Origin of the sequence: Ensifer sp. YR511 (genome assembly GCF_900103045.1) — a bacterium.
Taxonomy (GTDB): domain Bacteria; phylum Pseudomonadota; class Alphaproteobacteria; order Rhizobiales; family Rhizobiaceae; genus Ensifer; species Ensifer adhaerens.
The window spans coordinates 520,214-545,761 of record NZ_FNGR01000001.1 but is presented as its reverse complement, the minus strand read 5'-3'; the positions used below and the strand labels follow the sequence as shown (position 1 = coordinate 545,761).

Below are 25,548 nucleotides of genomic sequence, written 5' to 3'. Positions count from 1 at the left end.
ATCCTGAGTTACTTCAGCCGCGAGGCCTGAGGGCGCGGGGAAGCAAAACGGGGTCCGTGGACGACCCGGAGGGGTTCCGCAATGGCGCGCGGGCGCTTCAAGCTTGCCGTCGCTGAACCGCGACAACACGTGGCGTCGTGCACTTCGATCTGCATGGCTTTACGGTCGTAGCGCTGAACCGGTTCAAGCCGTGCGCCTTGCCGAGACATGCAGCCAGCGGGTCGGTTCGCCGTCATAGCCGCTTCCATCGGCCTCGCTGATGTCAGGCTCGGGCCAGCCGGCGTCTTCGAAGCAGGCGCGCAGCCAGTCGGCTGAGGGGTAGTTGAAGTAGCGGCCGAAGCGGTCGTGGCCTTCCGTCTCGCCGGCCTTGAAACTCGCCTGCAGAAGACCGCCCGGCTTCAGCGTCCGGCGAATGCGTGTGAGCACGTCGGCAAGCTCCGTGCGCGGCACATGCAGAAGCGAGGCCTCGGCCCAGATGCCGTCGAACCGTCCTTCCCAAACGATCTCCTGAAACGTGATGACCTCGACCTTGCGGCCGATGCGCACTTCGGCTTCCCGCGCCAGTTCCGCCGAACCGTCGCAGGCGCTGACGTCGAAGCCATGGTCCAGCAGAACAAGGCTGTCATGCCCGCCGCCGCAGCCGAGATCGAGCACCGAGGCGCCGGGGGCGAGACGGGCCATGAAGGCCGCGAGACGGGTTGCCGGCGGCTTGCGTTCGCGCGCCGCATAGGTGGCGGCGTTGTCGCGATAGAAGGCGAGGGTGTCGTCGTCGGGTTTTGTCATCGATGCTTTCTGGGCGTTGGCGCCGGCGTGGGAAGGGCGATTGCCTTGGGCTGCGAAAATCCGTTCCGTCAGCGTTTCGTCATGGATCGTTTTTCTCCGTTCGAAGCCCGAGAGCAGACTAGACGAAGATGGCGGCAGGCGGAGCAAAAAATATCGGCATGCTGCGGGTAAAGCGGGCTGATCGACAGGCCTGACGCTTCCGGATAAGCATGTGGCAGTTGTCCTCAGCCGGAACCTTCAATGGTCGATCTTCCCATTTTCCTGACCTTCGTTGCTGCACTCTTCGTTCTGGAGATCACGCCCGGTCCGGACATGATGCTGGTGCTCGCCCGCGGGATCGGGCAGGGGCGCCGGGTGGCGCTGCTGACGGTGGTCGGCATGATCTTCGTCGCCGGCGTCGTGCAGGTAGGCCTGCTGGTCCTCGGCGTCGCCTCGCTGCTGAAGGCCTATCCCGCCGGTCTCATTTTTCTGCAGTGGGTGGGGGCCGCCTACATGCTCTATCTCGGCGCGCGCATGGTCTGGTCGAGTTTCGGCGATGCGGCTGAAAGCAAGCGGCTGGCGGCGACCGAGGTGTCCGACTGGCGCGCGGTCCGCGAGGGAACGATCAACAGCCTGACGAACCCGAAGTCGCTGCTCTTCATGTTCGCCTTCCTGCCGCAGTTCGTGGACCCGACCGCCGGCCCCGTTTGGCTGCAGCTTGCCGTGCTCGGCACCGTGCAGAAGCTTGCCGGCATCCTTTCGCTCGGTTCGGTAGCGCTTGCCTCGGGAACGGTCGGGCAGGCGCTTTATCGTTTTCCGCGGCTGCTCGTCTGGCAGCAGCGTTTTACCGGCGCCGTCATGCTGGGGCTTGGCTTCCGGCTCCTGTTTGCAGGCAACGCCAGCGCGCCGGCGGTCAAAACGTGAGGCGGTGCTGTCCCCGCTGGGCGGGGACAGCACTTGAAAGACGTTGCTTGATGGCAGAGGGCCTAGGTCATCTGCCGCGTCGTGTCGATTGGCCGGGTCTGGAGCCGGCAATGCCTACCGTCTCACTTGGCCGCCTGGGTCGTGCCGAGCACGTAGTCTCCGTCCCAGTGCCAGATCTGCTTGTCGTCAACCGTGACCTTCACGATCGCCTGGAAGCCCGCGAGCGTGCCGCTGCCGGCGTGGAACGCACAGGTGCCGAGCGGCGGCTTGGCCGTATCGTAGACGACGCAGTATCCGAGCGCCGAGTCGCCGTTTCCGACAGCGATGACGGCGGTGCTGCTGGAGAAGAGGGGATTGGCGACCACCGGTCCATAGTAGAGGATTTTGCTGCCAGCCGGGATCGCTTCGAGGTTCGATTCCGTAATGGTGCAGAAGCTCGGGGTGTCGCCGGTGAACTGGCTGCACTCCTTGGCGATCTTGAGGGGGTGCGTCTCCGGCGCTGCGGGTGCCGCCGACGCCGCTTGTGCCAGCGCCAGGGCGGCGCCAGCCGACAGGATAAACAGTCTGCTCATGGCCTAGTCCCTCCGGTCGAATTGAGGGGAGAAATTTTACGCTTCGCCTCCTTCTCCGGCAATTTGCCACTTTGGGTTATCAGGCGCCGGGTGCCGCTGCCGGCGCAAGGACAAGCGGACGACGGGCGTCTGTGCGATTGGGGCCAAGCGGCGCGAGCGTAGCGGTTGAGCGGATGGCTTGCTTTACCTCATGGCGCGTGGCATTCGGCTCAAGTTGACGTAACGTCAGGTCCTGGACGTTGCGTGCGCGGAGCCCCAAAAGCCCGAAAAGCGCACGGAATTAGGTCAATAATATTGACATAAATTGGTCGTCATGGTCCTGTCGCTTCACCGTCCAGAGCATCCTTCCTTCCAGGGGGATCGCCCGAAGCGGAAAGATGCTCTAAACAAAAAACCAGAGCGTGCTTTGTGCGTTCATGCGAACGCACGGCGCTCTAGAATGACGCGGGAGGAAGCGGAGAACCGCTTTCCGCTTATAATCTCTGAGGAAACACCCCATGCTGGATTGGGAACATATCTTCGCGACGCGCTCGAACCGGATGCGCGCTTCGGAAATCCGCGAACTGTTGAAGCTGCTCGATCGCCCCGACATCATCTCGTTTGCCGGCGGCATTCCCGATCCCGCGCTGTTTCCGGATGCGGAATTCAAGGACGCCTATGCGGAGATCTTTTCCGGCCCGGCCGTGAGTGCCGCACTGCAGTATTCGGTCAGCGAAGGCTACAAGCCGCTGCGCGAATGGCTTGCCAAGCAGATGGCCGATCTCGGCATTCCCGCCGGCGCCGACAACATCTTCATCACGTCCGGTTCGCAGCAGGGCCTCGACTATCTCGGCAAGCTGTTCCTGTCGCCGAACGATACCGCACTTGTCACCTGGCCGACCTATCTCGGCGCGTTGCAGGCCTTCAACGCCTATGAGCCGACCTACGACCAGCTGAACCCCAACGGCAACCGCACGCCGGAAGCCTACCGTCAGGCGGCGGGCGAGGCGGGCGGCCGCGTCAAGTTTGCCTATCTCTCGGCCGACTTCGCCAACCCGACCGGCGAGACCGTCGACCGGGCCGGCCGCGAGCGCGTGCTGACGCTTGCCGAAGAGCTCGACATTGCCGTCATCGAAGACGCGGCCTACCAGTCGCTGCGCTATGACGGCGAGCCGGTGCCGCCGATCCTGGCGCTCGAAATCGCCAAGAAGGGCGACATCAACAATACCCGCACGATCTATTGCGGCTCGTTCTCGAAGACGCTCGCTCCCGGCCTTCGCGTCGGCTGGGTCTGCGCCTCGGAAAAGGTGATCCGCAAGCTCGTGCTCTTGAAGCAGGCAGCCGATCTGCATTCCTCGACCATCAACCAGATGGCGATCTGCACCGTTGCCGAGCGCGGCTTCGATGAGCAGGTGGCGAAGATCCACCGGGTCTACAAGCAGCGCCGCAACGCCATGCTCGCAGCGCTTGAAAAGTACATGCCCGAGGGCGTGTCCTGGACGAAGCCGGAAGGCGGGATGTTCGTCTGGGTGACGCTGCCAAAGGGCATGGACGGCGCCGCACTGCTTGCAAAATCGATCGAGACCGCCAAGGTCGCCTTCGTTCCCGGTCGCGCCTTCTTTGCCGATGGCTCGGGCGAAAACACCCTGCGCGTTTCCTTCTCCTGCGCCAACGATCAAATGATCGACGAGGGCATCCGCCGGCTCGGCGACCTCATCCGTGGCGAAGTTGCGGCTCTGGCGGCTTAAGGCTTCGTCAGACCTTCTTCATTTTGAGAAACGCGCTTGCTCCTGCGGGCGCGTTTTTCTTTTGGCTGGTAAAACCTTCGTGTTTTAGTCAAGATGACGCATTGATCGAAGCGGGGCCTTCCGATAGTTAGAACGTGACATGACCGGGCCACCCCCGGCCACGTAAGCGTTAACGTCACTCAACGCGTATGATCGAACGGCCAGAAGCGGCTTCGATCTGCGCGACTGTGTCCTGCGGATCGAGCTTTTCGAGGCCCTCCAAAGGATGCAAATGGACAATTCTCCCAACTATTCCCATCTCCCGACGCCGCGCATCGAGCGTGTTCGCCATGAGCTGAAGCGCCGCTCGCTCGTCGTTTCCGGCATCGAGCGGGTGACGCCGGGCATGCTCCGGATCACGCTTTCCGGTGAGGATCTCGCCGACTTCGTCAGCCTCGGGGCGGATGACCACATCAAGATCTTCGTTCCCGGCGCAAACGGCACCGAAGAGCGCCGGGACTATACGCCACGGCGCTACGACACAGACGCGCGCGTTCTGGCGCTCGATTTCGCGTTGCACGAGGCGGGCCCCGTGACCGCCTGGGCAATGGCGGCCTCCGTGGGGGACAAGCTCGAGATCGGCGGGCCGCGTGGTTCGGCGGTCGTGTCTGGAGATTTCACGCGATGGCTGCTGATCGGCGACGAGACGGCGCTGCCGGCGATCGGGCGGCGGATCGAGGAGACGCCGGCGGGGCATCAGATCACCAGCGTCGCCGCGGTCACCGGGCTGGACGAGCGGCAGAAATTCCGCACCAAGGCGGCGCTCACCACCCATTGGGCCTATCGCCCGCTCGATCAAGCGCACGATCCGTCAGCGCTGCTTGCCGTCGTGCGTCAAGTGGCGCTCGAGCCCGGCACCTTCGTCTGGATCGCGGCCGAAGCCGCAGTCACCCGGGCGATCCGCACCCATCTCGTCGAGGAGCGCGGCTTGCCGCTCAGCTGGCTGAAAGCCTCCGGCTACTGGGTGAAGGGCAAGGCCGACAGCACCGAGAAGTTCGAATAGACATCACGCTTTCCGGTGCCTTTGCTCGGGCATCACGACGGGAACGCTCGGCCGGCGGATCAAAAGATCCGCGCAGGCCCTGCTGCGGTTACCTCAGGCGCGCCTCTCTTGAGGGGCGCCCGCCGCCCTCATGCCGGCGGAACAAGGCCGGGAAAACACGTCGTGGGCTCGGGTGCGCAATTGCCTTGTCGTGGAGAGTCAGGTCATTTCGCATCTTTGGGCGACGTCGATCCGATCACGCGGATCGACTGGTGCCATCAATGGTTCAATTCGAGGGCAGGGCAGGCTTGGACCTCATCGACGATCAAGCGCAATCCGATCAACCGACGCCGCGCATGTATGCCTGGGCGCGCAATTCAGCGGCCTATCGGCTGGCGCGGCAGATGCTGACGGAAAAGCAGCTCTTCGACGCCATCTCGCGCAAGGCGCGGGAGAAGTTCGAGGATATCAGCGTGAACCAGGTGGAGCTGCTGGCGGCTGCGGCCGTGACCTTTGCCTATGACAATGGCGCGCTCAACGACAAAGCTTATGCCGAGATCAAGACCCGCTCGGCCATGCGCGGCGGCAAGTCGAAGCGGGCGATCGCCCAGAAGCTGTCGGAAAAGGGCGTCGCGCGGGACGCCGTCGCTGCGGCGGTGGCGGAAGCCGACGATCTCTATGCGGCCGTCGTCTTGGCGCGAAAGCGCGCCTTCGGGCCGTTCCGCAAGGCGGCGCTCGACGAGAAGCGTACGGCCAAGGAGCTCTCCGCCTTTGCCCGGGGCGGTTTCAGCTTCGAACTGGGCAAGCGGGTCTTTGCGATGTCGGTCGACGAGGCCGAGGAGATTTTGTTTGCAGGCCGCTCGCTCTGACCCAAGGGGGCAGGTCGTGTTGTCTGATTGCTCTTCCTGTTCGCCTGGGTCACGCCTCAGGCGATCGGCAAGGACCTTGCCGCCGCGGGGGCGGGCATGCTGGCGCTCGCCCTGATCTCCGGCATCGTCCAGTACGCGCTTGCCTTCTGGCTCTACCTGATCGGCCTCAAGCGCCTGCCGGCGAGCACGGCTGCGCTGTTCCTGACCCTGACGCCCGTCTTCGGCATCGGGCGTAAAGGCCGCGGCAATTACCCGCGCTTCAGCGCCGGATCGTCCATCGCCGGATTGTAGAACAGCGAAAGCGTCAGGCTGCGGGCGATGCGTTCGGCCGTGGCCATGAACCAGGCCTTGGCCTCGCCGTTCGGGGCGATGTCGTCGAGCGTCGTGGAAAAGAGATCAAGCCATTTCGGAAAGAGATCCGGCGTCATGTTGGCGACGCCGACATGCGCCTGCACCGGCTTGCCGCCATAGGCGCCGTTGCGGAAGGCGACGGCCGACCAGAAGCTCTTCATCTTGTCCATGTGCTCCGGCCAGCGGCTGGAAAGCCTGGCGTCGAAGACGGGGCCGAGTTCGGGATGGGCGAGCACGCGGGCGTAGAAGGTCTCGACGAGACGATCGATGAAGGCCGCATCGATGCCGATCGCCTTCATCTCGGCTTCCGCTCGTTCGCGGATTGCTGCGACATGAGCGGCGCGGCCCTGCAAGTCGTTGTCGTCCATCCCGATGTCCCTGTCTCAATGCCCATGTCTCGATGCCCATGTCTCAGGCCCAGGCCCTTATCTTTGGCGTCTTGCATATAGGCATGCGGGGGCGTCGCGCCAGAGGCCAAAGGGGCGATTGCGTCAATCTGTCAGAGGTTACGCTGGGTGAGTTTTGCCAGTGCTGTTCTACCCGGCCTTGCAACGGATTGCCCGCGTCGCGCGTCGCAGTAACGGTTGCGAGCCGGCACGTCGTAACTGTTACGTACTTGGACACCCACCCCCGCACGCGCATCATCCGCCCGGTCCTCGACAGCAGTGCATTTCCGATCGCCTTAACTAGGAGAGTACGATGAGCATGCATGACGATAACAAGGCTGCGCCAGCGATGGCCGAGAATGGGGTAACGGATGTCAGCCGCCGCGATCTCCTTCTCAGTGGAACAATTTTTGCAGCCGCGTCGCTGGTGGCAGGCGCTGCTTCGGTAAGCCCGGCCAAGGCGCAATCCTCTTCTTCCGCGAGCGGCAAGCCGCCGAACATCCTCGTCATCTTCGGCGACGATATCGGCATTCCGCAGATCAGCGCCTACACGATGGGGCTGATGGGCTATCGCACGCCCAACATCGACCGTATCGCCGCCGAAGGCGCGATCTTTACCGACAGCTACGGCCAGAACAGTTGTACCGCGGGCCGCGCCTCCTTCATCCTCGGCCAGGAGCCTTTCCGCACCGGGCTCTTGACGATCGGCATGCCGGGCGACCCGCACGGCATCCAGGACTGGATGCCGACAATCGCCGACGTGTTGAAGACCAAGGGCTATTCGACCGGCCAGTTCGGCAAGAACCACCTCGGCGACCGCGACGAGCATCTGCCGACCAAACACGGCTTCGACGAGTTCTTCGGCAACCTCTACCACCTCAACGCCGAGGAAGAGCCGGAAGGCTACTTCTATCCGAAGGACCCGGAGTTCAAGAAGAAGTTCGGCCCGCGCGGCGTCATCAAGTCGAGCGCCGACGGCAAGATCGAGGACACCGGCGCGCTCAACACCAAGCGCATGGAAACGATCGACGAGGAATTCCTGACGGCTGCCAAGGATTACATCGACCGGCAGGTGAAGGCCGACAAACCGTTCTTCTGCTGGTTCAACTCGACCCGCATGCATGTCTTCACCCACCTGAAGCCGGACTCGCTCGGCAAGACCGGCAAGGGCATCCATGCCGACGGCATGGTGGAGCATGACGGTCACGTCGGCCAGCTCCTGAAACAGCTCGACGATCTCGGCATCGCCGACAACACCATCGTGCTCTACACCACCGACAACGGCGCGGAACTGGCGCTGTGGCCGGACGGCGCGCAGACGATGTTCCACGGCGAGAAAGGCACGACCTGGGAAGGCGGTTTCCGCATTCCGATGATGGTGCGTTGGCCGGGCGTGGTAAAGCCGGGCACGCAGATCAACGACCCGGTGACGCTGATGGACTGGCTGCCGACCTTTGCGACCGCCGCCGGCATCGCCGACGTCAAGGAAGAGATGAAGAAGGGCTTCAAGGGCACGTCGAAGACCTTCAAGGTGCATCTCGACGGCTACGACCTGACGGGGCTGTTGAAGGGCGAGGCGAAGGAGCCGCCGCGTGACTCGGTCTACTACTTCGACCAGGGCGGCAACCTCAACGCTATCCGCTGGAACGACTGGAAGCTGAGCTTCGCCCAGGCGAGCCACGGCAACATCGCCACCGCCACCCGTGAGGTGCCGAGCTGGGCCGTAATCGCCAACCTGCGCATGGACCCCTACGAGCGCGGCATGGAAGACGGCGGCGGGGCGATCGAGTTCCTCGCCCGCAACATGTGGCTGCTGGTGCCGATCCAGGGCAAGATCAAGGAGTTCTTCGCCGACTTCAACGATTATCCGTACCAGGCCGGCAGCACGCTGAACGCCAGCGGCATCAACTATGGCTGGCTTGCGCAGCAGGCAGCGATGAAGCGGCTGGGCGAACTGGAAAGCCTGGCGCCGCGGTAAAGAGCGGAAAGACTCCGCCGCCGGCGACCGCTGGCGGCGGGACGCAAAGCGCCGGCGGCTTGTAAAAAGGCCGCCACCTCTTGCCGCGGGTCAAGGTCCGGCGGCATCCCTTGCGTAATTCCTTGCGTTCGATCGCAAAAAGGAGCGTGCGATGTGCCTGCGGAGTCTGCGTGCCCTTGCCCTACACACGGCGATCCTGGTGGCGTTGCCGACAGTGGCGCCGGCACAATCGGTGCTGACTCAGGCCATACGCACGAGCGAGGCGCAGGAGCCAGCGCTGATCCATGCCGACCAGCAGTCCGCGGCGCAACAGAAGCTCGATACGCTTTATGCCAGGCTGGGCAAGAGGCCGAACATCGTCTGGCTCGTGGTTGATGACATGGGCTATGGCGATCCCGGCGCCTATGGCGGAGGTGCTGCGATCGGCGCTGCGACACCCAACATGGACAGGTTGGCGCGCGAGGGCCTGAGGCTCACCTCGGCCTATTCGCAACCCACCTGCACCCCGACGCGCTCGGCGATCCTGACGGGCCGGTTGCCGGTTCGCACCGGCCTGACGCGGCCGATCCTTGCCGGCGACAAGATCACCAAGAACCCCTGGGCCGACGAGATTTCCCTGCCGACGCTGCTTGGTGGGGCAGGGTACAAGACCGTGCTCTCGGGCAAGTGGCATGTGGGCGAAAGCGAAGGCATGCGGCCGCACGAGGTCGGGTTTGATGAATTCTACGGCTTCTACGAGGCCGAGAAGGAAATCACCCAAGGGGTCGACAAGCGGCGTTACCCCGATCTGGTGCTGAACCCCGAGCGGCTGGCGATGCTGAGGAAGACCGGATCGAGCACGGCGCTGGTACAGGCGGTAAAGGGCGGGCCAGTCAGCCAAGTCGAAGAGATCGACAGCATCGAGAAGATGGCCGAAGGCGATCGGATGCTCAAGGAATTCACGGTGAAGAAGATCAAGGAGCTTGCGTCGGGAACGGCGCCGTTCTTCCTCGAACACTGCTTCATGAAAGTGCACGCCGACAATTTCGCCTCCAAGGCCTTCGAAGGCAAGAGCGGCAGCAAGTACCCCTACAAGGACGACGTGGTGGAGGTGGATGCCTATATCGGCGAGATCGTCGACGCGCTCGATCAGGCCGGCGTCCTGGACAATACCTTCATCTTCGTCACCTCCGACAACGGCCCGCAGCTCGATAGCTGGCCGGACAGCGGCTATACGCCGTTTCGCGGCGCCAAGGGATCGGCCTGGGAGGGCGGCATCCGCATCCCGGCGATCGCCTACTGGAAGGGCATGATCAAGCCCGGCCGCGAAAGCGACGAGCTCTTCGACCTGATGGACCTCTTCAACACGTCGCTGAGCCTTGGCGGCATCAGAGACAACGTGCCGGTCGACCGCTACATCGACGGCATCGACCAGACCTCGTTCCTGCTTGCCGACGACGGCCGTTCGAACCGCGAGAAGGTGTTCGTCTGGAACGAGCAGAACCTGATGGCGATGCGCATGTACGAGTACAAGATCCACGTGAAGGTGGTGGAAACCAAGGCCCAGTGGCTGAACATCGACATGACGACGGTGAGCGACGTCGGCCTCGCGCCCTGGCTGTTCAATCTCTACATCGATCCGAAGGAGGAATATCCCGTCGGCCACCGGATGAACGCCTTCCTCGCCTCGATGCTGGCCGAGATGAAGGCGCATGCCGCCACCTTCAAAAAATATCCGCCGAAGAACATCGGGCTCGGGCAGTGAGCGATCCGGTACATAACAGGGGACGTCGTGGATTTTCAGTGGACGCGGCGGGGATTTTCAGACACCGCGCCGTCGCCTTGAGGTCCGGTGGCAACTTCGTCTTGCCGCCGTGAGAGGGGCAGTTGAGATAGCGCTTTCGCGATTGCGCCCAGCGACACCACATCCTAGTTTCCCGCCAAATCTGCCGGGAGCTGAACCATGCGAATTCGACCTGCGGTCAAGGACGACCATCCGGCGCTTTGCGCGATCGACAGCGTTGCGGCCGACGATCTGAAGCGACGCGCCGACATTGCCGACTGGATCCAGCAGGGCTGCTGCCATCTCATCGAGATCGAGGGGGAGGCTGCCGCCTATGGCGTGCTGACCCACCACTTCTTTGGCCAGGCCTTCATCGAAATGCTGATGGTGGGGACGTCCTGGCGCCGGCGTGGTCTGGCTGGGACGCTGATCGCTCACTTTCAATCCATGTCGTCGGGCGCGAAACTCTTCAGCTCGACCAACATGTCGAACCGTCCGATGCAGGACCTGTTGGTCAAGGCCGGGTTCCGGCCGAGCGGCTACATCGACAATCTCGACGAGAACGATCCGGAGATCGTGTTCTACAGCCCCCCAAGCCGAGCGTGACCTGAGGGGGCCGGATAGCGTGGGGCTCAGGCGGCCGCGCCGAGCTCGGCGAGGTGGCCGGCGAGGTCGGTGCCCCGACCGGCGGCGTTGATCGTGTCGAAATATTCGTGCCAGCCGGATTGGGCGATGCCGGCGACGAGGGCTTCGAGTGCTGTCGCGTCCGGGCAGCGCCAGACGGCGAAGAAGGTCTGCGATGCCGCATGCAGCTTCGACTGGTCGACCTTGCCGAAGGTGATGAGCTCGACGCCGAGCGCCGACAGGCCCGGCATGGCGGAGCCGATCGCGGCCAGGAACTGCTGGCGCCCCTGACGGGGAAGGGCGAGCCACGCCGGCTTGGCGCTGTAAAGTTCGGTCAGGTAGTGAGGCATAGTCTGCTTTCTTGTTGTCAGTCTGAGGTTATGCCATTCCGGGCGCTCTCAAGCGTTTCCGGAACTGGATCTGGTGGGGATGGATCGAAGCGCGCGGCGACAGATGCGCGATGTCGCGGGTCCTGAGCTTTCGGCGGACCAGCGTGCCGCCAGCGCCTGGACCCACTCGGGCCGATCCTTGGCCGCATCGTTCAGCCAGTTGCCGACCGAATCCTGCACGTAAGGTGAGGGATCGGCGCGCAACGGCTCGAGCACGGGCAGCGCGCGTTCGGGCTCCTGCTTGAGCGCGGTGATGTGGGCGCACCAGACGCCGCGCGGGCGGATGGATTCCGAGGCGAAACGGCGGATGCGTTCGGATGGATCTGATGTCCACTCGGCCGCCAGCAGGGCGATCGCTTGATCCAGATCGGCCGCGAGATGCGGGCGAACGGCGATCCAGGCCCATTCGCGAACACCGAAATGGCTATCGTCGGCCAGCGGCCGGATCGCGGCCAGCCGCTCGGCGAGGGTCATGTTTTCTCCGGCCGCCACCACGAAACAGGCCCAGCCGCGCACCGTGTCCGAGGAATGCTGCTTGAGCGTCTCGAAAGTCGAGGGGCCGAGGCGCTCTCCGATCAGCCGGGCGGCAAGCGGCATGCGCCGGGAGATGCCGGCCGACGCGGCCGATGTCATCTCGGCAAGGGCATCGTCGTCGATGCCGGGCACGATGTTGCCCATCAGCGCTGCGAAGTCGACCGCGAGGCATTCGGTCAAGGTGATGGCTTGCGCTCCGGCGTTCAGCTGCGCCAGGCGCTCGGCGCCAATGCCGATGGCGCCGCGTTTCTTGGTCTTGCTCTCGCTCACGCCTGTGTTTCCGGCGTGTTCTTGGGCGTGGCGCCAGTCTCCAGATTTTGCCAGATGCGCTTGAGCAGCCGGTGGAACGTCTGGTGTTCATCGGCGCTGAAACCGGCAAACAGCGAGGCGATCCAGGCGCTGTGTTCGCCCAGCAGATCGCGGGCAGTCCTGCGGCCGGTTTCGGTGAGCATTACCGCGATCTTGCGCCGGTCATTAAGGCCCGAGCGGCGCTCGACGAAGCGATCGCGCTCCAGGCCGTCGAGGAGCCCGGTGATGGTGGCGCGCGTCACGCCCGCGCGATCGGCAAGCTCATGCGGCGACAGGCCCTCGGGTTGATCGTTGAGCAGGAAGAGGATAACGAACTTGCCTTCCGACAGCCGGTGGGGCGCCAGTCTTGCGGCGCAATCCCGGTCGATCGCGCCTGACAGCGCCAGCAGTTCGAAGCAGGCGCGCATGTTGCCGGTCTCGGCGACCGCACGACGCTCGGCTTCCTGCAACATGGCCCGGTGTTTTTGTTCCAGCATTGTCATAAGGCGACAGATAATAAGGCGCCTAATTAGAGTCAACGGCTTCTTCGTTGTCGGCTGTGGATGGGGCGGCAGACCTGCCCTACCGCCCGATCATCCGCTCCTGCATTTCTTCGCCGATGAAGCAATTGTAGCCCTCACCGAACCGGGCTGCGCGCACCGTTTCGGGCGACAGGCGGCTTATCTCCAGGCCGGAGATTTCGATGATCAGCTTGCGCAGGATGGCGCGGGCGAACTCGCCGCTGTCCGTCACCTTCACCAGAAAGGCGCCGTCGCCGCCGATCACGCATTCGCGGTAATAGGCGTCGAGATCGGGGATCGCGGCGGAGTCCCAGGCGACGTGGGTCTTCAGCATGATCGGCAGGCCGTCGATGGTGATGCCGCGGGCAACGGTGGAATTGCGGGCGACAGGGGCGGGGACGCCGGAATTGTTGGGACCGTCGCCCGAGATGTCGATGACGCGGCGGCTGCCCTCAAAGGGGCTGTAGTCGAACAGCCGTCGGGTGAAGGCCAGCGTGTTGGAGATCGAGGTGAAGGCGATCCGCCGGATCGGCTGCCGCCGCAGCAGCTCGGAATATTGCGAGGCCGTGCCGCGGCCGTCGATCAGCGTCCAGGGCGTGACCTGCACCGCCGAGCCGCCCCATTCGACATAGGTGACGGCGATGCGGCCGACGGGACCATTCTCGATCGCCTCGATGAGGGCGGGCTCCAGGAAGGCCGCGACATAGCCCTGCCGCTGCAGCCGCTGCTCGTCGAGTTCCATGGAATAGGAAACGTCGACGGCGAGCACCAGTTCGAGATCGACCCGGAGCGGTTCGGCGGAAGCACTCCCGCAGAAAAGGCAGACGTAGGCAAGAAGGATCGATCCGAGCTTCATGGCAGCCGATACCGAAGGCGAGCGGGATATCCATGCTACGCCCAAACCGACCTAGCGCAATGCGGGGTCCGCCGCCGATGGATTGGCCGGCTGAGCCCCCTGCGGTTAGGCAAACCTGCCGGCAGGCTCTGGTCAGGTCAGCGGCGCAGCTTCTGCAAAAGCGGTTCCAGCGCCTCGATCAGCGGTTCGGGCGAAACCGGATCGCCGCCTTCCTCCCAAACATTCTGAAACTCGGCGATTTCAAGCCCGACGACTTCGCTCCTGGCAAGGACCGCACAGGCTGCACGCAGGTCATCGAGCGACAGCCCGTTTTCATGCTGGTAGTCGGTGGGCACGATGCCGGGGTTCAGCACGTCGCAGTCGAGGTGGATATAGACCGGACGGCCGGCGACGGCTTCGGCCAGCCTTTGCGGGAGATTGGCACCGGGACGAATATGCGGAATGCGCTTCGCCTCGATGAGTTCGGCCTCGAAGGGATCGAGGTCCCGCTGGCCGACGAGCACGATATTTTCGATGGAAAGCCCGCCGCCCAGACCGGACTGCCAGAGGCCGCAGGGCCCGGACAGCGCCAGCCCGCCGAGATAGCCGGTGCTGCTGGCCTCGGGCGTATTGAGGTCGCCATGGGCGTCGAACCAGACGACGACCGCATTGCCGTGGTGCCTCGCAAGGGCAGGCAGGGTTGCGAGCGAGACGGCACAGCGGCTGGTCGCTGCCAGCGAAAACGATCCCTCGGCGTAGATCACATCGAAGCGATCTCGCATGCGCTTCAGAGCCGGCGTCGCGGCTTCGAGCTCGACCGTCCAGTGGCCGTTCAGCGCCGGTTCCGGATCTCCGACCGTGACCGTTTCGAGGCCGAGTTTTCGGGCGAGATGGGCGGCAACGGACTTCGCGCCGGGAATGCCGAGGTCGTTGTGATCGCCGGCGCGACCCTGAAAGCAGGTGAGGGCAATGGGCATCGATGGCGGCTCCAACTCGCGTTTGCAGCGAACGAAGCACAGAGGCCGTCGATTTGGCAAGGCTGGAAGCCGAACGGCGCAAAGCGGTTGCGTCCGTCCGGTATTCCTTCATGCCAGCGTCCTTGCTCGGTGTGCCTTCTATCCGAACACCAGCGAGCGGTGCAGTTGCGCGCCGGCCCAGGCGCCGTCGCCGACGGCAAGCGAGACGGAGTGGGGAACGCGGCCGACGTCGCCGCAGGCATAGGCGCCGGGAATGGTGGTTTCCTTGGCGGCCGTCGCCCGGATCTGCAGGCCCATCGGGGTCTCCTCGATCTCGCAGCCGAAGCGCTCGGCGATGTCGCATGAGGGCGTGGTGCGGGTGGCGACGAAAAGGCCTGCGAAGGGCAGGCGGCGGCCATCCGTCAGCACCACGTCGGCATGGCCTTCGAGCCGTGCGACCGGGGTTTCGTCGATGGTTACGCCGCGCCTGACGAGATCGGCACGGCCTTCGGCGTCGAGGGTGATGGCGCCATTGGTGAAGAAGGTCACCTTGCCCCATTCCGGAATGAGCTGCGCCTGGTGGATCGACATGGGGCTTGCCGCGATTACGGCGATCTCGCCCTGGTTCAGCTCGTAGCCGTGGCAATAGGGGCAATGGAAGGCGCTCTTGCCCCAGCGCTCGGTCAGCCCCTCGATCTGCGGCAGGCCGTCCTTGACGCCGGTTGCAAAGAGCAGGCGCCGGCCTTCGAAGGAGGCGCCGTCAGCGGGGGTAACGACGAAGGCATCCTGCTTGCCGCTGGCTTTCTCGGCACGGCCGTCGATCCAGGTGAGCGTGGGGTATTTGGAGAGCTGCGCCCGCGCGGTTGCGGCAATCTCTGACGGGTCGATGCCGTCCTGACCGAGGAAGCCATGGGAATGGCTGGCAAAACGGTTGCGGCGAATGCCCTCGTCGATGATCGTCACGCGCCGGCGGGCGCGCAGGAGCTGGAGGGCGGCGGCCATGCCGGCATAACTGCCGCCGATGATGATGACGTCCTGTTGCATGGGTCTTCCTTTCGGTTGGGCGCAGGCCAGCCCACCGGTTTCTTGAACCAGTGTCTCGACCCGGGCTTTGGGCAATAGGGTTCCGGCCGGAAACCGCTTATGCGGTCCCGGTGTAATCGGATGTGTCGGGATCGATCACGTCAGGACGGATCGATCGGCTGCTGTCAATGCGATCGGAGCCGGTGCCGCCGGGCAAAGTCCTCGGCTAGGTCGGCAAGGGTCACGTGGGCGAAGCGGTCGAGCAGCAGCGCCTCGGCCTCCGCAAAGGCGGTATCGAGGGCGGCGTTGACCGCCTGTTCGACGAGGCATTCCGGCATTTCCTGCCGGTTGCCGATGGCAAAGATCGCGGGTTCGCCGAGTGTTTCGTGCAACTGCCTGAGCGTCACGGTCTTGAGATCGGCAGTGATCGCCCAGCCGCCCGCATGGCCGCGGGCGGAGGAAACGATGCCGGCATCGCGCAGGAAACCCATGGTGCGACGAACGACCACCGGATTGGTGCGCATGCACATGGCAAGCTCGTCCGAGGTCAAGGGCTCGCCGCGCTCGGCCATGTGCAGGAGCGCGTGCAGGACGGAGGAAAGGCGGCTGTCTTTTTTCATGTAACTTCAATTATTACGAATCGAAATACGATGCAAGCGGTACCTCTAGCTCACGCCTAAAAGTGCCAAGCGACAGAGGCTTGCCTGACGAGGTGCCACTCCTGTTGTCAGCGCATTCGGCTAAGATCGCCGGTATGCCCACCACCGCTCTTCGACTGGGGTCTTCGGTCCGCCGGAAGCTTGTACCGTGAAGACGGACGTTATCGTTTCATAGCTGAAATCCGCGACCACCTCAGTTGCAACAACTTCACAACGTTCTCGATCTTCATCGTCAAAAGCTGAGTCTACTAAGAACTCGAGGACGATATTGTCGTTGTTCCAGCCGCACGTTACGGCCGATATCGTCGGCGGGACTGTTCCGAGCAAGGCGCGTTGCACACTGAGGAGCAGTCGTTTCTCGCGATCTGACGCTGGCATAAGTACCTTCATTGCTGGGGCGGTTCGAATCTATGACGCCAGATGGATGGCCCCAAAGGGATTGTACTTGAACTCGTCCTCATCATAGGCGTCGACGGGCAGCAATTGGGCGCCGCGGTGCTTAAGCACCGTCTCGACGCCGTCGCTGAAGACCTCGTCGGCAACGGTGTCGATCAACGCGCTCAGGGCCAGTTCGTCGTCGGATAGGCTGCGTGGCGCGTAGACTTCGGGTATCCCGACCAGATGGAAGCCGATGCTGTAGAGATGTTCGTCGGTGCCGATCGGCCGCTTGGCAAAGGCGAGGCGGCAGGGGTGGGCAAGTGCAGCGCCTGTTTGGCCTTCGGCGTCGCGAGCAAGCTCTTTCCACCTCTCAACGCCGTGGGCGACGCCGGCGCTCTCGCCCTTGGCGGCGACGATGCCGTTATCGAGGGTGTGGGCGACCAGCCGAAGTGCGATGGCTGAATGTTTGACCGCATCCTCTGCCGTCATCGGCGGGCCGAGCACATAGATGACCGAGCGATGGTCGCTGACGGCCTCTTCGTCGACTTCGGTCCAGGCACCCTTCTTGACGCGATCCCGGCAGACTTCGAAGGATATCGGCATGCGGTCATCCGGCGCGTCCTCGGAAAACGTATAGTCGATCTCGAAACCCAGGGCGAAATCGTCGATCGCCGACTGGATCATCTCGCAAAGGTCGGAGAAGGGGCGTTCTCCGCCGAGCAGGCAGAGCACGTGACGTGGTTTGACTTCGGAAAAGCTCATGGCCGCGGTCCCCCGGTGGTTTGGGCGAAGCTGTCGCAGACACCACCACAAGATGCGAGCGGTCAGTGGATGGCTTTCCTAGGCGTGCGCCGGACTTTGGCCGCCGGCCGGCTGCTGTGCTCGTGCGACAATGACGATGCCGACGAGCGAGACGGCGAGGCCGGCGGCCATGGCCCAGGAGAGGGGCTCGCCGAACATGATAAAGGCCCAGATCATCGTCACGGGCGGGCTCAAATAGAGGATGGCGGTGACGCGGGCGGGCGAGGATTTTTTCAGCGCCAGATAATAGAGGCTCCAGGCGCCGAAGGTGGCGACGAAGACCAGCCAGAGGATACCGCCGACAAAGCCCGGATCGAGCACCGGCAGAACGCTGCCCTCATGCCAGGCAAAGAGCGCGAAGATCGCTGCCGCCGACAGGCACTGGATCGAGAGGCTTTGATGCACCGGCATGGCGCCCGCCGGGCTGCGCTTCTGCAGCAGGGTCGCCAGCGCCAGCGACAGGGTGCCGAGAACCGGCAGGCCATAGGCCCAGAGCGGAACGTTGCCGATATCGAGCGACCAGCCGGAGGCGATCAAGACACCGGTCAGCCCGATGAAGGAGCCGAGCCATTGGCGGGCGGTCAAGGCCTGGCCGAGGACCGGCCAGGAGAGGATGGCGACGGCAAGCGGCAGCATGTCGGTGATCAGCGCCACGAGGCCAGTGGGCACGCCATAGGAGATCGCCAGCGCAAAGCCCGCGAGATAGCCGGACATGGCAAGCGCGCCGAAGAGCATCTGCGGCACGGCGTCCTGCAACCGGATCTTTGGCCCGACCGTCAGGGCGAAGGGCAGCAGTATGAGACCGGAGACGAGGCTGCGCCAGAAGAGGATCAGGAAGAGCGGCGCGTGATCGATGGCGAAGCGGATGCCGACGAAGCCGGCGCTCCAGGAGATCACCAGCGCGGCCTCAAGCAGGATCAGGATGACGACGGCCCACATCCGGTTTGGCTGGCGGGAAGGCAGCGCAGCGACGTCGCTCATATCAAGGGTTCCGGCTCTAGCGGCTGGGGAGGGCAGCGTCGATGGCGGCGGCGGATCGCGGGCGTTCGGCGCGGCGGCGCCGGCCCGGCATCGGCAGGGTAAGGATGAAGAGCGAGCCGACGATCAGCCCGATGCCCGCCCAGCCCTCGGCCGGCAGGCGCTCGCCGACGATGACGACGGCAAGCACGGCGGCGATGACCGGTTCAAGCAGCGACAGCGTGGTCGCCATGGTGGCCGACACGCGCGCGAGGCCATAGGCGAAGAGCACGTAAGCGACCAGCACCGGCACCAGCGCCATGTAGATACCGACGGCGACATTGGTCCACGACGCTAAAAGCGGCGCGCCGGTGAAGGCGAGCACCGGCAACAGCAGAGTGCCGCCGACACCGAAGATCGAGCCCATGGCGGCGCGTGGCGGAATGCCCGCCTGCATCAGCCGCCGCGCCACCCAGGAATAGAGCGCGTAGAGCAGGCCGGAGACGAGGCCGAGCAGGATGCCGTAGAGGACCACCGTCGCGTCGGCAGCACCGGCGCTGCCGTGGCTTTCCGAAAAGGTGAGAAGCACGGCGCCGCCAAGGCCGGCGGCGGCACCGAGCAACCAGCGAGTGGTGAGCTTCTGACCGTCGAAGATGCGCTCGATCAGCGAAGCGGCGAGTGGCGCCGAGCCGATGGAGATGACGGTGCCGATGGCGACGCCGGCGAGATGCATGGAAGAGTAGAAGGCGAGCGGATAGATCGCGACCGAGAGCGAGCCGAGGATCAGCATCGGCCACTGCGCGGCGATCTTCGCCCTGCTTTTGACGATCGAATGCAGCGCCGTCAGCGCCAGGAGCAGGCCGCCAAGGCCCATGGCGACGGCGCCGATGCCAAGCGGGCTGACCCCTGAAGCAAAGGTGGCGGTGGTGCCGGTCGTGCCCCAGAGCGCGGAGGCGGTGAGCACGCAGGCAAAGCCGACGAGAGAAGCGGAATTTCGGGAGGTCATAGCTGGTCCATGATCGAGATGGCGATCCGGCGCGCGGTCTTCAGCCGTGCGTCATGTCCGTCGAGTCCGGCACGCGACATCGCGCCTTCGAGCAGGAAGGAGAGGTGCTCCGCCGTCTCGTCGATGGCGGCACCCGCGTCGGGCTTCATCTCGGCGAGATATTGCTTGAAGAGCGTTTCCACCTCGTCCTTCTGCGAGGCGACGATGTCGCGGGCGGGATCGCCGACCGAAAGCTCGGCTGCGGCATTCAGGAGGCCGCAGCCGCGGAAGCCCCAGGAATAGGCCATTTCAGCGTGGTCGACATAGCTGTCGAAGATCGCCAGTACACGGTCTCTCGGCGTTGCCGCATGGGCCAGGCGCTCGCGGTAAAGCTCCTGCCATTCCCGGTGGCGCGCCTCGATATAGGCGTTCACCAGATCGGTCTTGGACGAGAAGTTGTTGTAGAGGCTCATCTTGGCGACGCCCGCATGCGCGGTGATCGCATCGATGCCCGTGGCACCGACCCCATCCCGGTAGAACAGTTCGGCTGCCGCCTTCAAAAGCCGCTCGCGCGCCGGCGCCTTGTCGCTCATCGCCTTCTCCAATCTATTAGGTAGACCGATCTACCTATTTTGGTCCGATGTCAAGTGACGCGGTGTTTTTCAAAGGGGATGAGGATGCGGTGATGCGCCGGCCGATCGCCGCCGTTTGTGTTTGCGGCTGTAACCGTAACGTACTTCCGCGCGTCGCACGCAACGGGTCTACTGCTCGGCATGCATTCGCACTAAATTTCGCATTGGTGGCCCGCAATGGAGTTTGCGAGGCAGCGGCGGTCGAGAGATTTCAAGGCCGCCGGCCGCGGCGTATGAGGGAGATTCGGCATGCTGCGATTTATACTCACAGGCGTGGTGCTTCTGGCCGGCGCGACGAACGTCGCGGCGCAGGATATGTTGCCGGCCGAACTCCGGGACCGCGCGATCGCCCGCCGGGCGACGGAGGCGGTGATCTGGGGCATGCCGGCGGTCAATGCCGACCTGATGCTGCAGACGATGCTTTCGACGACGAAGGCCAGGGCCAACGAAGTCGTCTACTGGTCTCGCCCGGTCAACTGGAAGAACCAGACGCTGACGCCGAACCCGGATTCGATCTATTTCATGTCCTTCTGGAACGTGAAGGAAGGGCCCATCGTCATCGAGATCCCACCGGCCGAGGGCGGATCGATCGCCGGCAACATCGTCAACGCCTGGCAGATGCCGCTCGAAGATGCCGGCCCGCATGGCGCCGACGAGGGCAAGGGCGGCAAGTACCTGATCCTGCCGCCGGATTACATGGGCGAGGTGCCGGAGGGCTTCATTCCGCTTCGCTCGGACACCTTCACCGGATTTGCTCTGCTGCGTTCCAACCTGAAGAGCCATGCCGACGCCGATATCGAAAAGTCGGTCGCCTATGGCAAGAAGATCAAGATCTACCCGATGCCGGTGACCGACAAGCCGCCGGAAACGGTCTTTACCGACGCCTATGACGTGCTGTTCGACAGCACCATCCGCTTCGACGCCAGCTTCTTCGACAATCTGAACCGGGTCGTCCAGACCGAGCCGTGGCTCGAGCGCGACCGGGCGATGATCGACCAGCTGAAGACGCTCGGCATCGAGAAGGGCAAGCCCTTCCAGCCAAGCGCCGAAACCAAGGCGCTGCTCGACAAGGCGGCGGCCGAAGCCAGAGCCGAGCTTTCGGCGCGCTATGACGCCGGCTTTCCTGTCATCAACGAGGGCATCCGCTGGTTCCCCGCCGGGTTGCCGGACATGGTGAAGGCCGCCTCGGAGGCCTATGCCGATCCCGGTCTCTATCCGGTCGATGCCCGAGGCGTGACCTATACGCTCGGCTTCACCGGCATCAAGCGGCTGGGCACGGCGCAGTTCTACCTGATGGCCAACAAGGACAAGGACGGCAATCCGTTCGACGGCGGCGCTAACTACCGCCTCGTCGTGCCGAAGGATGCGCCGGTCGAGCAGTACTGGTCGGTGACCGCCTACGACCGCGAGACCCATGCGCTGATCCGCAACATGGACAAGGCGAGCGTCGCCTCGATCGGCGAGGGGGTGAAGAAAAATGCCGACGGCTCGGTCGACGTCTATTTCGGCGCCAAGGCGCCTGCGGGCAAGGAGGCGAACTTCGTGCCCGTCGACCCCGCCCGCAAGTTCGAACTGCTTTTCAGGCTCTACGGCCCGGAAAAGCCGCTGTTCGAGAAAAGCTGGAAGCTGCCCGACGTGGAGAAGATGCCGTAGCGCTTGCAAATGCCGTACTTGCAAAGTGACGGTGTTGACGCATTCCGGCGGAGCCATAGCTATGCATGCAGCCGCGGGCGGAAGGAGCCACCATGTGCGGACGCGTCTATCTGAAGACCAATCTGGAGGGGTTGCTGCGCGCCTTCGGCTTTGCCGAGCGTGGCGGCGTCGAGACGATCGCCAACCAGTTTCCGCGCTATAACGGAGCGCCGACGCTCACCTATCCGATCATCATCCGCGACGTGATCCGCGATCCCGATCTCTTCGGGCCGGTCTTCGTCTCGGCCCGCTGGGGCCTGATCCCGAGCTGGACCAAGGACCCGAAAGCGGGCAGGCCGCTCGTCAACGTGCGTTCCGACACGATCGCCAGCAAGTTCCGCTCGTCCTACCAGCGCCGGCGCTGCCTGGTGCCGATCGACGGCTTCTTCGAATGGAAGGACATTCACGGGACCGGCAAGGACAAGCAGCCCTATGCAATCGCCATGAAAACGGGCGAGCCGTTCTGCCTTGCCGGCATCTGGGAGAGCTGGCGGAACCCCGATACCGACGAGGATATCCGCACGTTTGCGATCGTCACCACCGACGCCAACGCGATGATGGCCGACATCCACGACCGCATGCCTGTCATCCTGCATCCCGACGATTACGAGCGCTGGCTTTCGCCGGAGCCGGAAGCCCCTGACCTGATGAAGCCGTTTCCGCCTGAGCTCATGACGATGTGGAAGATCGGCAGCAAGGTCGGCTCGCCGAAGAACGATACGCCGGATATCTTGGATCCGGTGGATTGAAGGAGAAGCATGCTGAAAAACGAAGGCAAATTCTGATGTCTCGAACCGCTGCCCTGCAGCTTTGCTGTGGCGACACCAATCCCTTGATTGTGGCGCCAATTGAAGGCGATCCTTCGCATGATGCGAGAGGTGTGGCCCCCGAACGAGCCGGATCGCCCGATGAGTAAGCAAGCTCAAATCTCGACAACCTCTCCGCGACCTGATCTAGATGCTTGGGTTCCAGACAGAGCGAATGGCAGGGAGTTCGGGTTTTGGTTGATGCCAGGACATGACAAATCCATCCGGCAAAACGATGTTGAAGGCCTTCGCAGCCACATTCGCAGTCCTGATCGCTGCCGTGTACATCTACGGCGAAACGCTGCAATCACACGAAAGTCCGGAAGATCAAGCCAAGGCTCGTTTGAGAAAGCACCTCGCGGAACGTGGGGAAGTCGACCGGATGCGCTACGTGACTTGCTCCCGACACGATGAACCGGAGCACAATCCGCTTCCGAATGTGTCCTACTATGTGCTGTGTGTGATCGAGCAGCCTAAGTCTGCGGGGGCAGTTGCCATCGAAGTGGCCTTCGGCCAACGCGATCAGGTGGAGTTTTGGGACCTGTCGCGCTGAAGATGACGGTAAGCGCTGCGGTGAGACCCTGGTCTTGCGGCGCAAGGCAGGTCCGAACACCGGTTCGAACGTCAGCGACCGATAGCCACAAATTTTGAAGGAAGGCCATCTCTTCATCTATCTTCTCCGCCATGGCGAAACCGTCTGGAACACGCTCGGTCGGTTCCAGGGGCAGCTGGATTCGCCGCTGACGAGGCTTGGCGCCGAGCAGGCAGATGCTGTCGCCAACCTCCTTCGCGCCGAGATTGGTGATGAGGTGCCGTCGTTCGAGATGCATGTCAGCCCGCTCGGACGGACCCGCGAAACCGCCGAAAGGGTGCAGCGGGTGCTGCCGCTTGCGAGCCGCGAGGATGCGCGGTTGATGGAGGTTTCGGTCGGCTGCTGGGATGGCATGACCAAGTTCGAGATCGACATGGAGTATCCGGGCAAACTCGATGGTTCCGATGTCTTCGACTGGTATTTCCGTTCGCCGGATGGGGAGAGTTTCGATGCCGCCTGTGCGCGGGCGGAAAGCTGGCTTGCGGATATCCGGCGACCGACGGTCGCGATTTCCCATGGGCTGTTCGGCCGGTTGCTGCGCGGCGTCTATGCCGGCCTCTCCAGGCGGGAAATGCTGGAGTTGCCGGTGCCGCAGGATGGATTTTATCGTCTCGGCGATGGGGCGTTCAGCCTCGTCACCGGCGTATCGGCCGGCCGGCAACTGGCGTCCGCTACCGAGTGAAAACACTAGCGCGGCACCTCGTGTCGGCTCCCGGGCCTTTCCAGTGGCCGCCGCCGTGGATCGACGTTTCTTCGCGGTTGGAGGGCTATCAGCCAAAGGCAGGCGCGGACTGCGCAAGCATCACGTTTGCATCACCTGCTCCAGAGCGCTCAGCAACGCCCGCGTATCCGCCGGCTTGCCGACATTGACTGCCCCCGCCAGAACCTCTCCGCCGACCTGCTCCGGCTTTTCATAGGCGCTGGCAAGCACGAAGGGCACGCTCTGCGCCCGCAGCGCCTCCGCCACCGGCGTCACGGTGCCGTCTTTCAGGGTAACGTCCAGAATGGCCACCGCCGGCTCGGCGCTTCGCAAGAGCTGCAGGGCCTGCTTTACCGTCGCGGCGGGTCCCAAGACATGCCAGCCGTGCCTTTCCAGCAGCAGCTCGAGGTCCATGGCGATCAGGAACTCATCCTCGACGAGAAGCACGGACTTGGACATAAAACCAGTCTCTGTCTTTGGAGACCGGTGACAGGGGCGTAGCGATCTCTACTGCCAAACCCTTTGGTGCATAGTTCAGTTCCACGCGCGCGCCCAATACGCTTCTCACGGAGAATTCGATAAGCCTGGTGCCGAAGCCCGCCGTCGTCGGGGGCGTGACCGACGGACCGCCGCTTTCCTGCAAGGCCAGCAGAAGACGCCTCTTAATGGCCTTCTCGATCTTCAAGCGGATGGCGTGCCTGCCGTTCCTACAGGTCCCGCGCGAAAATCTGGCCGGTGAGATCCTTGCCGAAGCTGTGGTGTTGTTCTTCCTCGATCAGCGCGAAGCCGGCCTTCTCGTAGATGTGGCGGGCGGCGTCGAGGCCGGCATTGGTCCACAGGATCATGCGGTGGTAGCCCAGAAGGCGGGCGTGGCGCATGCATTCCTCGACCAGCCGACGGCCGATGCCGAGGCCCCGGGCGGTGGGCTCGACATAGAGCAGGCGCAGCTTCGCCGTCGTTTCATCGTGGCGGACGAGAAATACCGAGCCGACGACCTTGCCGTCTTTTTCGGCGATCCAGCATCGATCCGACTTCGGATCGTAGTCGTGCATGTATTGGACGACGATCTCGGCGACCAGCGCTTCGAACGCGGTGGTCCAGCCATATTCCTGCGCATAGAGCGCGCCCTGCCGGTGGATCACCCAGCCCATGTCGCCCGGCTGCGGATCGCGCAGGATGAAGCCCGGCGTGCGCTCCTCGGCAAGCAGGCTTTCGATCTCGCCCATGGCGCCCACCAGCTGCTTCTGTTCCGGCACCGAAAGCTTTTCCAGCATGGCGACGACTTCGCGCTGTGATGCATCCTCCAGGGGCTGGAAGATCGCGCGCCCCGCGTCCGTCAGCTCGAGTTGCGTGACCCGGCCGTCGGCCGGCGAACGGGTCTTTTCGATCAGCCCCTTCTTCTCGAAGCCGGTAATGACGCGGCTGAGATATCCCGCATCGAGGCCGAGTTCGCGGCAGAGGTCGCTCCCCGTCAGACCGGAGCGATGCGCCAACTCATAGAGAATGCGGACTTCGGTCAGCGAGAAGGCGCTGGCGAGCAGATGCTCGTGCAGCAGGCCCATCAGTCGGGTGTAAAAGCGGTTGAAGCGCCGCACCGTCTGGGCGCGGTCATCGATTTGCTGCGGAGACATGGGATGCCTTTATGAGTTTGCCTTGATCAGATAATTAGTTGCCTAAGGCAAGTATTGTCAAGCAGGAATGCGCCAAGGCCCGCGGGACCGCCCGTTGCCGAGCGCCGGCGCATGTGCGTCCCCTTTTGGTTTTTGCATTTGCTAATTTAGGTAGGAGATCGTTTCAGGCTGCGATAATATCGGATCGGATATC

28 protein-coding genes are annotated in these 25,548 nt (G+C 63.7%); 12 read left to right on the top strand and 16 right to left on the bottom strand.

The annotated features are described in order from the left end of the window. Positions 1–183 precede the first annotated feature (183 nt). Complete coding sequence (locus tag BLU15_RS02710; RefSeq protein ID WP_090294452.1) at positions 184–783, bottom strand: class I SAM-dependent methyltransferase; 600 nt, start codon at positions 781–783, stop codon at positions 184–186. A gap of 240 nt (positions 784–1,023) precedes the next feature. On the opposite strand from BLU15_RS02710, the gene BLU15_RS02705 reads away from it, so the two are divergent. After that, complete coding sequence (locus BLU15_RS02705) at positions 1,024–1,686, top strand: LysE family translocator (RefSeq protein ID WP_090294197.1); 663 nt, start codon at positions 1,024–1,026, stop codon at positions 1,684–1,686. A 122-nt stretch (positions 1,687–1,808) separates the two neighbouring features. On the opposite strand, the gene BLU15_RS02700 is transcribed toward BLU15_RS02705, so the two are convergent. Next, complete coding sequence (locus BLU15_RS02700; RefSeq protein WP_060516042.1) at positions 1,809–2,258, bottom strand: hypothetical protein; 450 nt, start codon at positions 2,256–2,258, stop codon at positions 1,809–1,811. Positions 2,259–2,755: 497 nt separating this feature from the next. Between BLU15_RS02700 and BLU15_RS02695 the strand changes: the two genes are divergently transcribed. From BLU15_RS02695 to BLU15_RS02680, 4 genes are all read left to right on the top strand, one after another. Further along, a complete protein-coding gene (locus tag BLU15_RS02695) occupies positions 2,756–3,985 on the top strand; it encodes an aminotransferase-like domain-containing protein (protein ID WP_034792987.1) in 1,230 nt (409 codons plus the stop codon). Between the two features lie 271 nt (positions 3,986–4,256). Continuing rightward, on the top strand, positions 4,257–5,027 hold the full coding sequence (locus tag BLU15_RS02690) for a siderophore-interacting protein (RefSeq protein WP_034792990.1): 771 nt from the start codon (positions 4,257–4,259) through the stop codon (positions 5,025–5,027). 260 nt (positions 5,028–5,287) lie between these two features. Continuing rightward, entirely contained in the window at positions 5,288–5,875 is a 588-nt protein-coding gene (gene recX, locus BLU15_RS02685) for a recombination regulator RecX (RefSeq protein ID WP_060516044.1), read from the top strand. A gap of 27 nt (positions 5,876–5,902) precedes the next feature. After that, on the top strand, positions 5,903–6,166 hold the full coding sequence (locus tag BLU15_RS02680; protein WP_060583206.1) for an EamA family transporter: 264 nt from the start codon (positions 5,903–5,905) through the stop codon (positions 6,164–6,166). On the opposite strand, the gene BLU15_RS02675 is transcribed toward BLU15_RS02680, so the two are convergent. Beyond that, entirely contained in the window at positions 6,124–6,594 is a 471-nt protein-coding gene (locus tag BLU15_RS02675; RefSeq protein WP_090294195.1) for a group III truncated hemoglobin, read from the bottom strand. The two genes, BLU15_RS02680 and BLU15_RS02675, sit on opposite strands and share 43 nt — an antisense overlap. A 331-nt stretch (positions 6,595–6,925) precedes the next feature. On the opposite strand from BLU15_RS02675, the gene BLU15_RS02670 reads away from it, so the two are divergent. The 3 genes from BLU15_RS02670 to BLU15_RS02660 all read left to right on the top strand — a co-directional run bounded on the left by BLU15_RS02670 (position 6,926) and on the right by BLU15_RS02660 (position 10,958). Then, positions 6,926–8,590: an arylsulfatase gene (locus BLU15_RS02670; RefSeq protein ID WP_162727320.1), complete on the top strand. Its 1,665-nt coding sequence runs from the start codon at positions 6,926–6,928 to the stop codon at positions 8,588–8,590. Between the two features lie 151 nt (positions 8,591–8,741). Beyond that, positions 8,742–10,334: an arylsulfatase gene (locus BLU15_RS02665; protein ID WP_090294193.1), complete on the top strand. Its 1,593-nt coding sequence runs from the start codon at positions 8,742–8,744 to the stop codon at positions 10,332–10,334. Positions 10,335–10,532: 198 nt separating this feature from the next. Then, positions 10,533–10,958, top strand: a complete 426-nt coding sequence (locus BLU15_RS02660; protein ID WP_090294191.1) for a GNAT family N-acetyltransferase — start codon at positions 10,533–10,535, stop codon at positions 10,956–10,958. Positions 10,959–10,984: 26 nt separating this feature from the next. Here the strand turns inward: BLU15_RS02660 and BLU15_RS02655 are convergent, their stop codons facing one another. From BLU15_RS02655 to BLU15_RS02600, 11 genes are all read right to left on the bottom strand, one after another. Then, a complete protein-coding gene (locus BLU15_RS02655; protein WP_034793040.1) occupies positions 10,985–11,326 on the bottom strand; it encodes a DUF6616 family protein in 342 nt (113 codons plus the stop codon). Positions 11,327–11,374: 48 nt separating this feature from the next. Beyond that, positions 11,375–12,169, bottom strand: coding sequence for a DNA alkylation repair protein (locus BLU15_RS02650; RefSeq protein ID WP_090294189.1), 795 nt, complete (start codon positions 12,167–12,169; stop codon positions 11,375–11,377). Then, positions 12,166–12,690, bottom strand: coding sequence for a MarR family winged helix-turn-helix transcriptional regulator (locus tag BLU15_RS02645; RefSeq protein ID WP_090294187.1), 525 nt, complete (start codon positions 12,688–12,690; stop codon positions 12,166–12,168). The genes BLU15_RS02650 and BLU15_RS02645 overlap by 4 nt, the downstream gene beginning before the upstream one ends. Positions 12,691–12,769: 79 nt before the next feature. Further along, positions 12,770–13,564 carry a DUF1194 domain-containing protein gene (locus BLU15_RS02640; RefSeq protein ID WP_089043536.1) on the bottom strand — a complete coding sequence of 265 codons (795 nt, stop codon included), beginning with the start codon at positions 13,562–13,564 and terminating at the stop codon, positions 12,770–12,772. A gap of 137 nt (positions 13,565–13,701) precedes the next feature. Then, on the bottom strand, positions 13,702–14,520 hold the full coding sequence (locus BLU15_RS02635; protein ID WP_090294186.1) for an arginase family protein: 819 nt from the start codon (positions 14,518–14,520) through the stop codon (positions 13,702–13,704). 138 nt (positions 14,521–14,658) lie between these two features. Further along, positions 14,659–15,543, bottom strand: coding sequence for an NAD(P)/FAD-dependent oxidoreductase (locus tag BLU15_RS02630; RefSeq protein WP_090294184.1), 885 nt, complete (start codon positions 15,541–15,543; stop codon positions 14,659–14,661). Between the two features lie 164 nt (positions 15,544–15,707). Beyond that, positions 15,708–16,142, bottom strand: coding sequence for an RrF2 family transcriptional regulator (locus BLU15_RS02625; RefSeq protein ID WP_034793085.1), 435 nt, complete (start codon positions 16,140–16,142; stop codon positions 15,708–15,710). Between the two features lie 447 nt (positions 16,143–16,589). Then, on the bottom strand, positions 16,590–17,321 hold the full coding sequence (locus tag BLU15_RS02615) for a hypothetical protein (protein WP_090294183.1): 732 nt from the start codon (positions 17,319–17,321) through the stop codon (positions 16,590–16,592). A 78-nt stretch (positions 17,322–17,399) separates the two neighbouring features. Further along, positions 17,400–18,341 (bottom strand): DMT family transporter, encoded by a 942-nt coding sequence (locus BLU15_RS02610; protein WP_090294181.1) that lies wholly within the window; start codon positions 18,339–18,341, stop codon positions 17,400–17,402. A 16-nt stretch (positions 18,342–18,357) separates the two neighbouring features. Then, positions 18,358–19,323: a DMT family transporter gene (locus tag BLU15_RS02605; protein WP_090294179.1), complete on the bottom strand. Its 966-nt coding sequence runs from the start codon at positions 19,321–19,323 to the stop codon at positions 18,358–18,360. After that, positions 19,320–19,895, bottom strand: coding sequence for a TetR/AcrR family transcriptional regulator (locus BLU15_RS02600; RefSeq protein WP_060516055.1), 576 nt, complete (start codon positions 19,893–19,895; stop codon positions 19,320–19,322). The genes BLU15_RS02605 and BLU15_RS02600 overlap by 4 nt, the downstream gene beginning before the upstream one ends. Before the next feature lie 288 nt (positions 19,896–20,183). Between BLU15_RS02600 and BLU15_RS02595 the strand changes: the two genes are divergently transcribed. The 4 genes from BLU15_RS02595 to BLU15_RS02580 all read left to right on the top strand — a co-directional run bounded on the left by BLU15_RS02595 (position 20,184) and on the right by BLU15_RS02580 (position 23,706). Beyond that, positions 20,184–21,587 (top strand): DUF1254 domain-containing protein, encoded by a 1,404-nt coding sequence (locus tag BLU15_RS02595; protein WP_034793096.1) that lies wholly within the window; start codon positions 20,184–20,186, stop codon positions 21,585–21,587. Positions 21,588–21,679: 92 nt separating this feature from the next. After that, a complete protein-coding gene (locus BLU15_RS02590) occupies positions 21,680–22,375 on the top strand; it encodes an SOS response-associated peptidase (RefSeq protein WP_089043543.1) in 696 nt (231 codons plus the stop codon). 268 nt (positions 22,376–22,643) lie between these two features. Then, complete coding sequence (locus BLU15_RS02585; protein ID WP_143034194.1) at positions 22,644–22,985, top strand: hypothetical protein; 342 nt, start codon at positions 22,644–22,646, stop codon at positions 22,983–22,985. A gap of 94 nt (positions 22,986–23,079) precedes the next feature. Then, the gene (locus tag BLU15_RS02580) at positions 23,080–23,706 is read left to right on the top strand and encodes a histidine phosphatase family protein (protein ID WP_210336535.1); all 627 of its coding nucleotides are present in this window, start codon (positions 23,080–23,082) and stop codon (positions 23,704–23,706) included. 120 nt (positions 23,707–23,826) lie between these two features. Here BLU15_RS02580 and BLU15_RS02575 read toward each other — a convergent pair whose 3' ends face one another. Continuing rightward, complete coding sequence (locus BLU15_RS02575) at positions 23,827–24,183, bottom strand: response regulator (RefSeq protein WP_090294177.1); 357 nt, start codon at positions 24,181–24,183, stop codon at positions 23,827–23,829. A 248-nt stretch (positions 24,184–24,431) separates the two neighbouring features. Next, the gene (locus BLU15_RS02565; RefSeq protein WP_090294175.1) at positions 24,432–25,355 is read right to left on the bottom strand and encodes a bifunctional helix-turn-helix transcriptional regulator/GNAT family N-acetyltransferase; all 924 of its coding nucleotides are present in this window, start codon (positions 25,353–25,355) and stop codon (positions 24,432–24,434) included. Between the last annotated feature and the right edge of the window lie 193 nt (positions 25,356–25,548).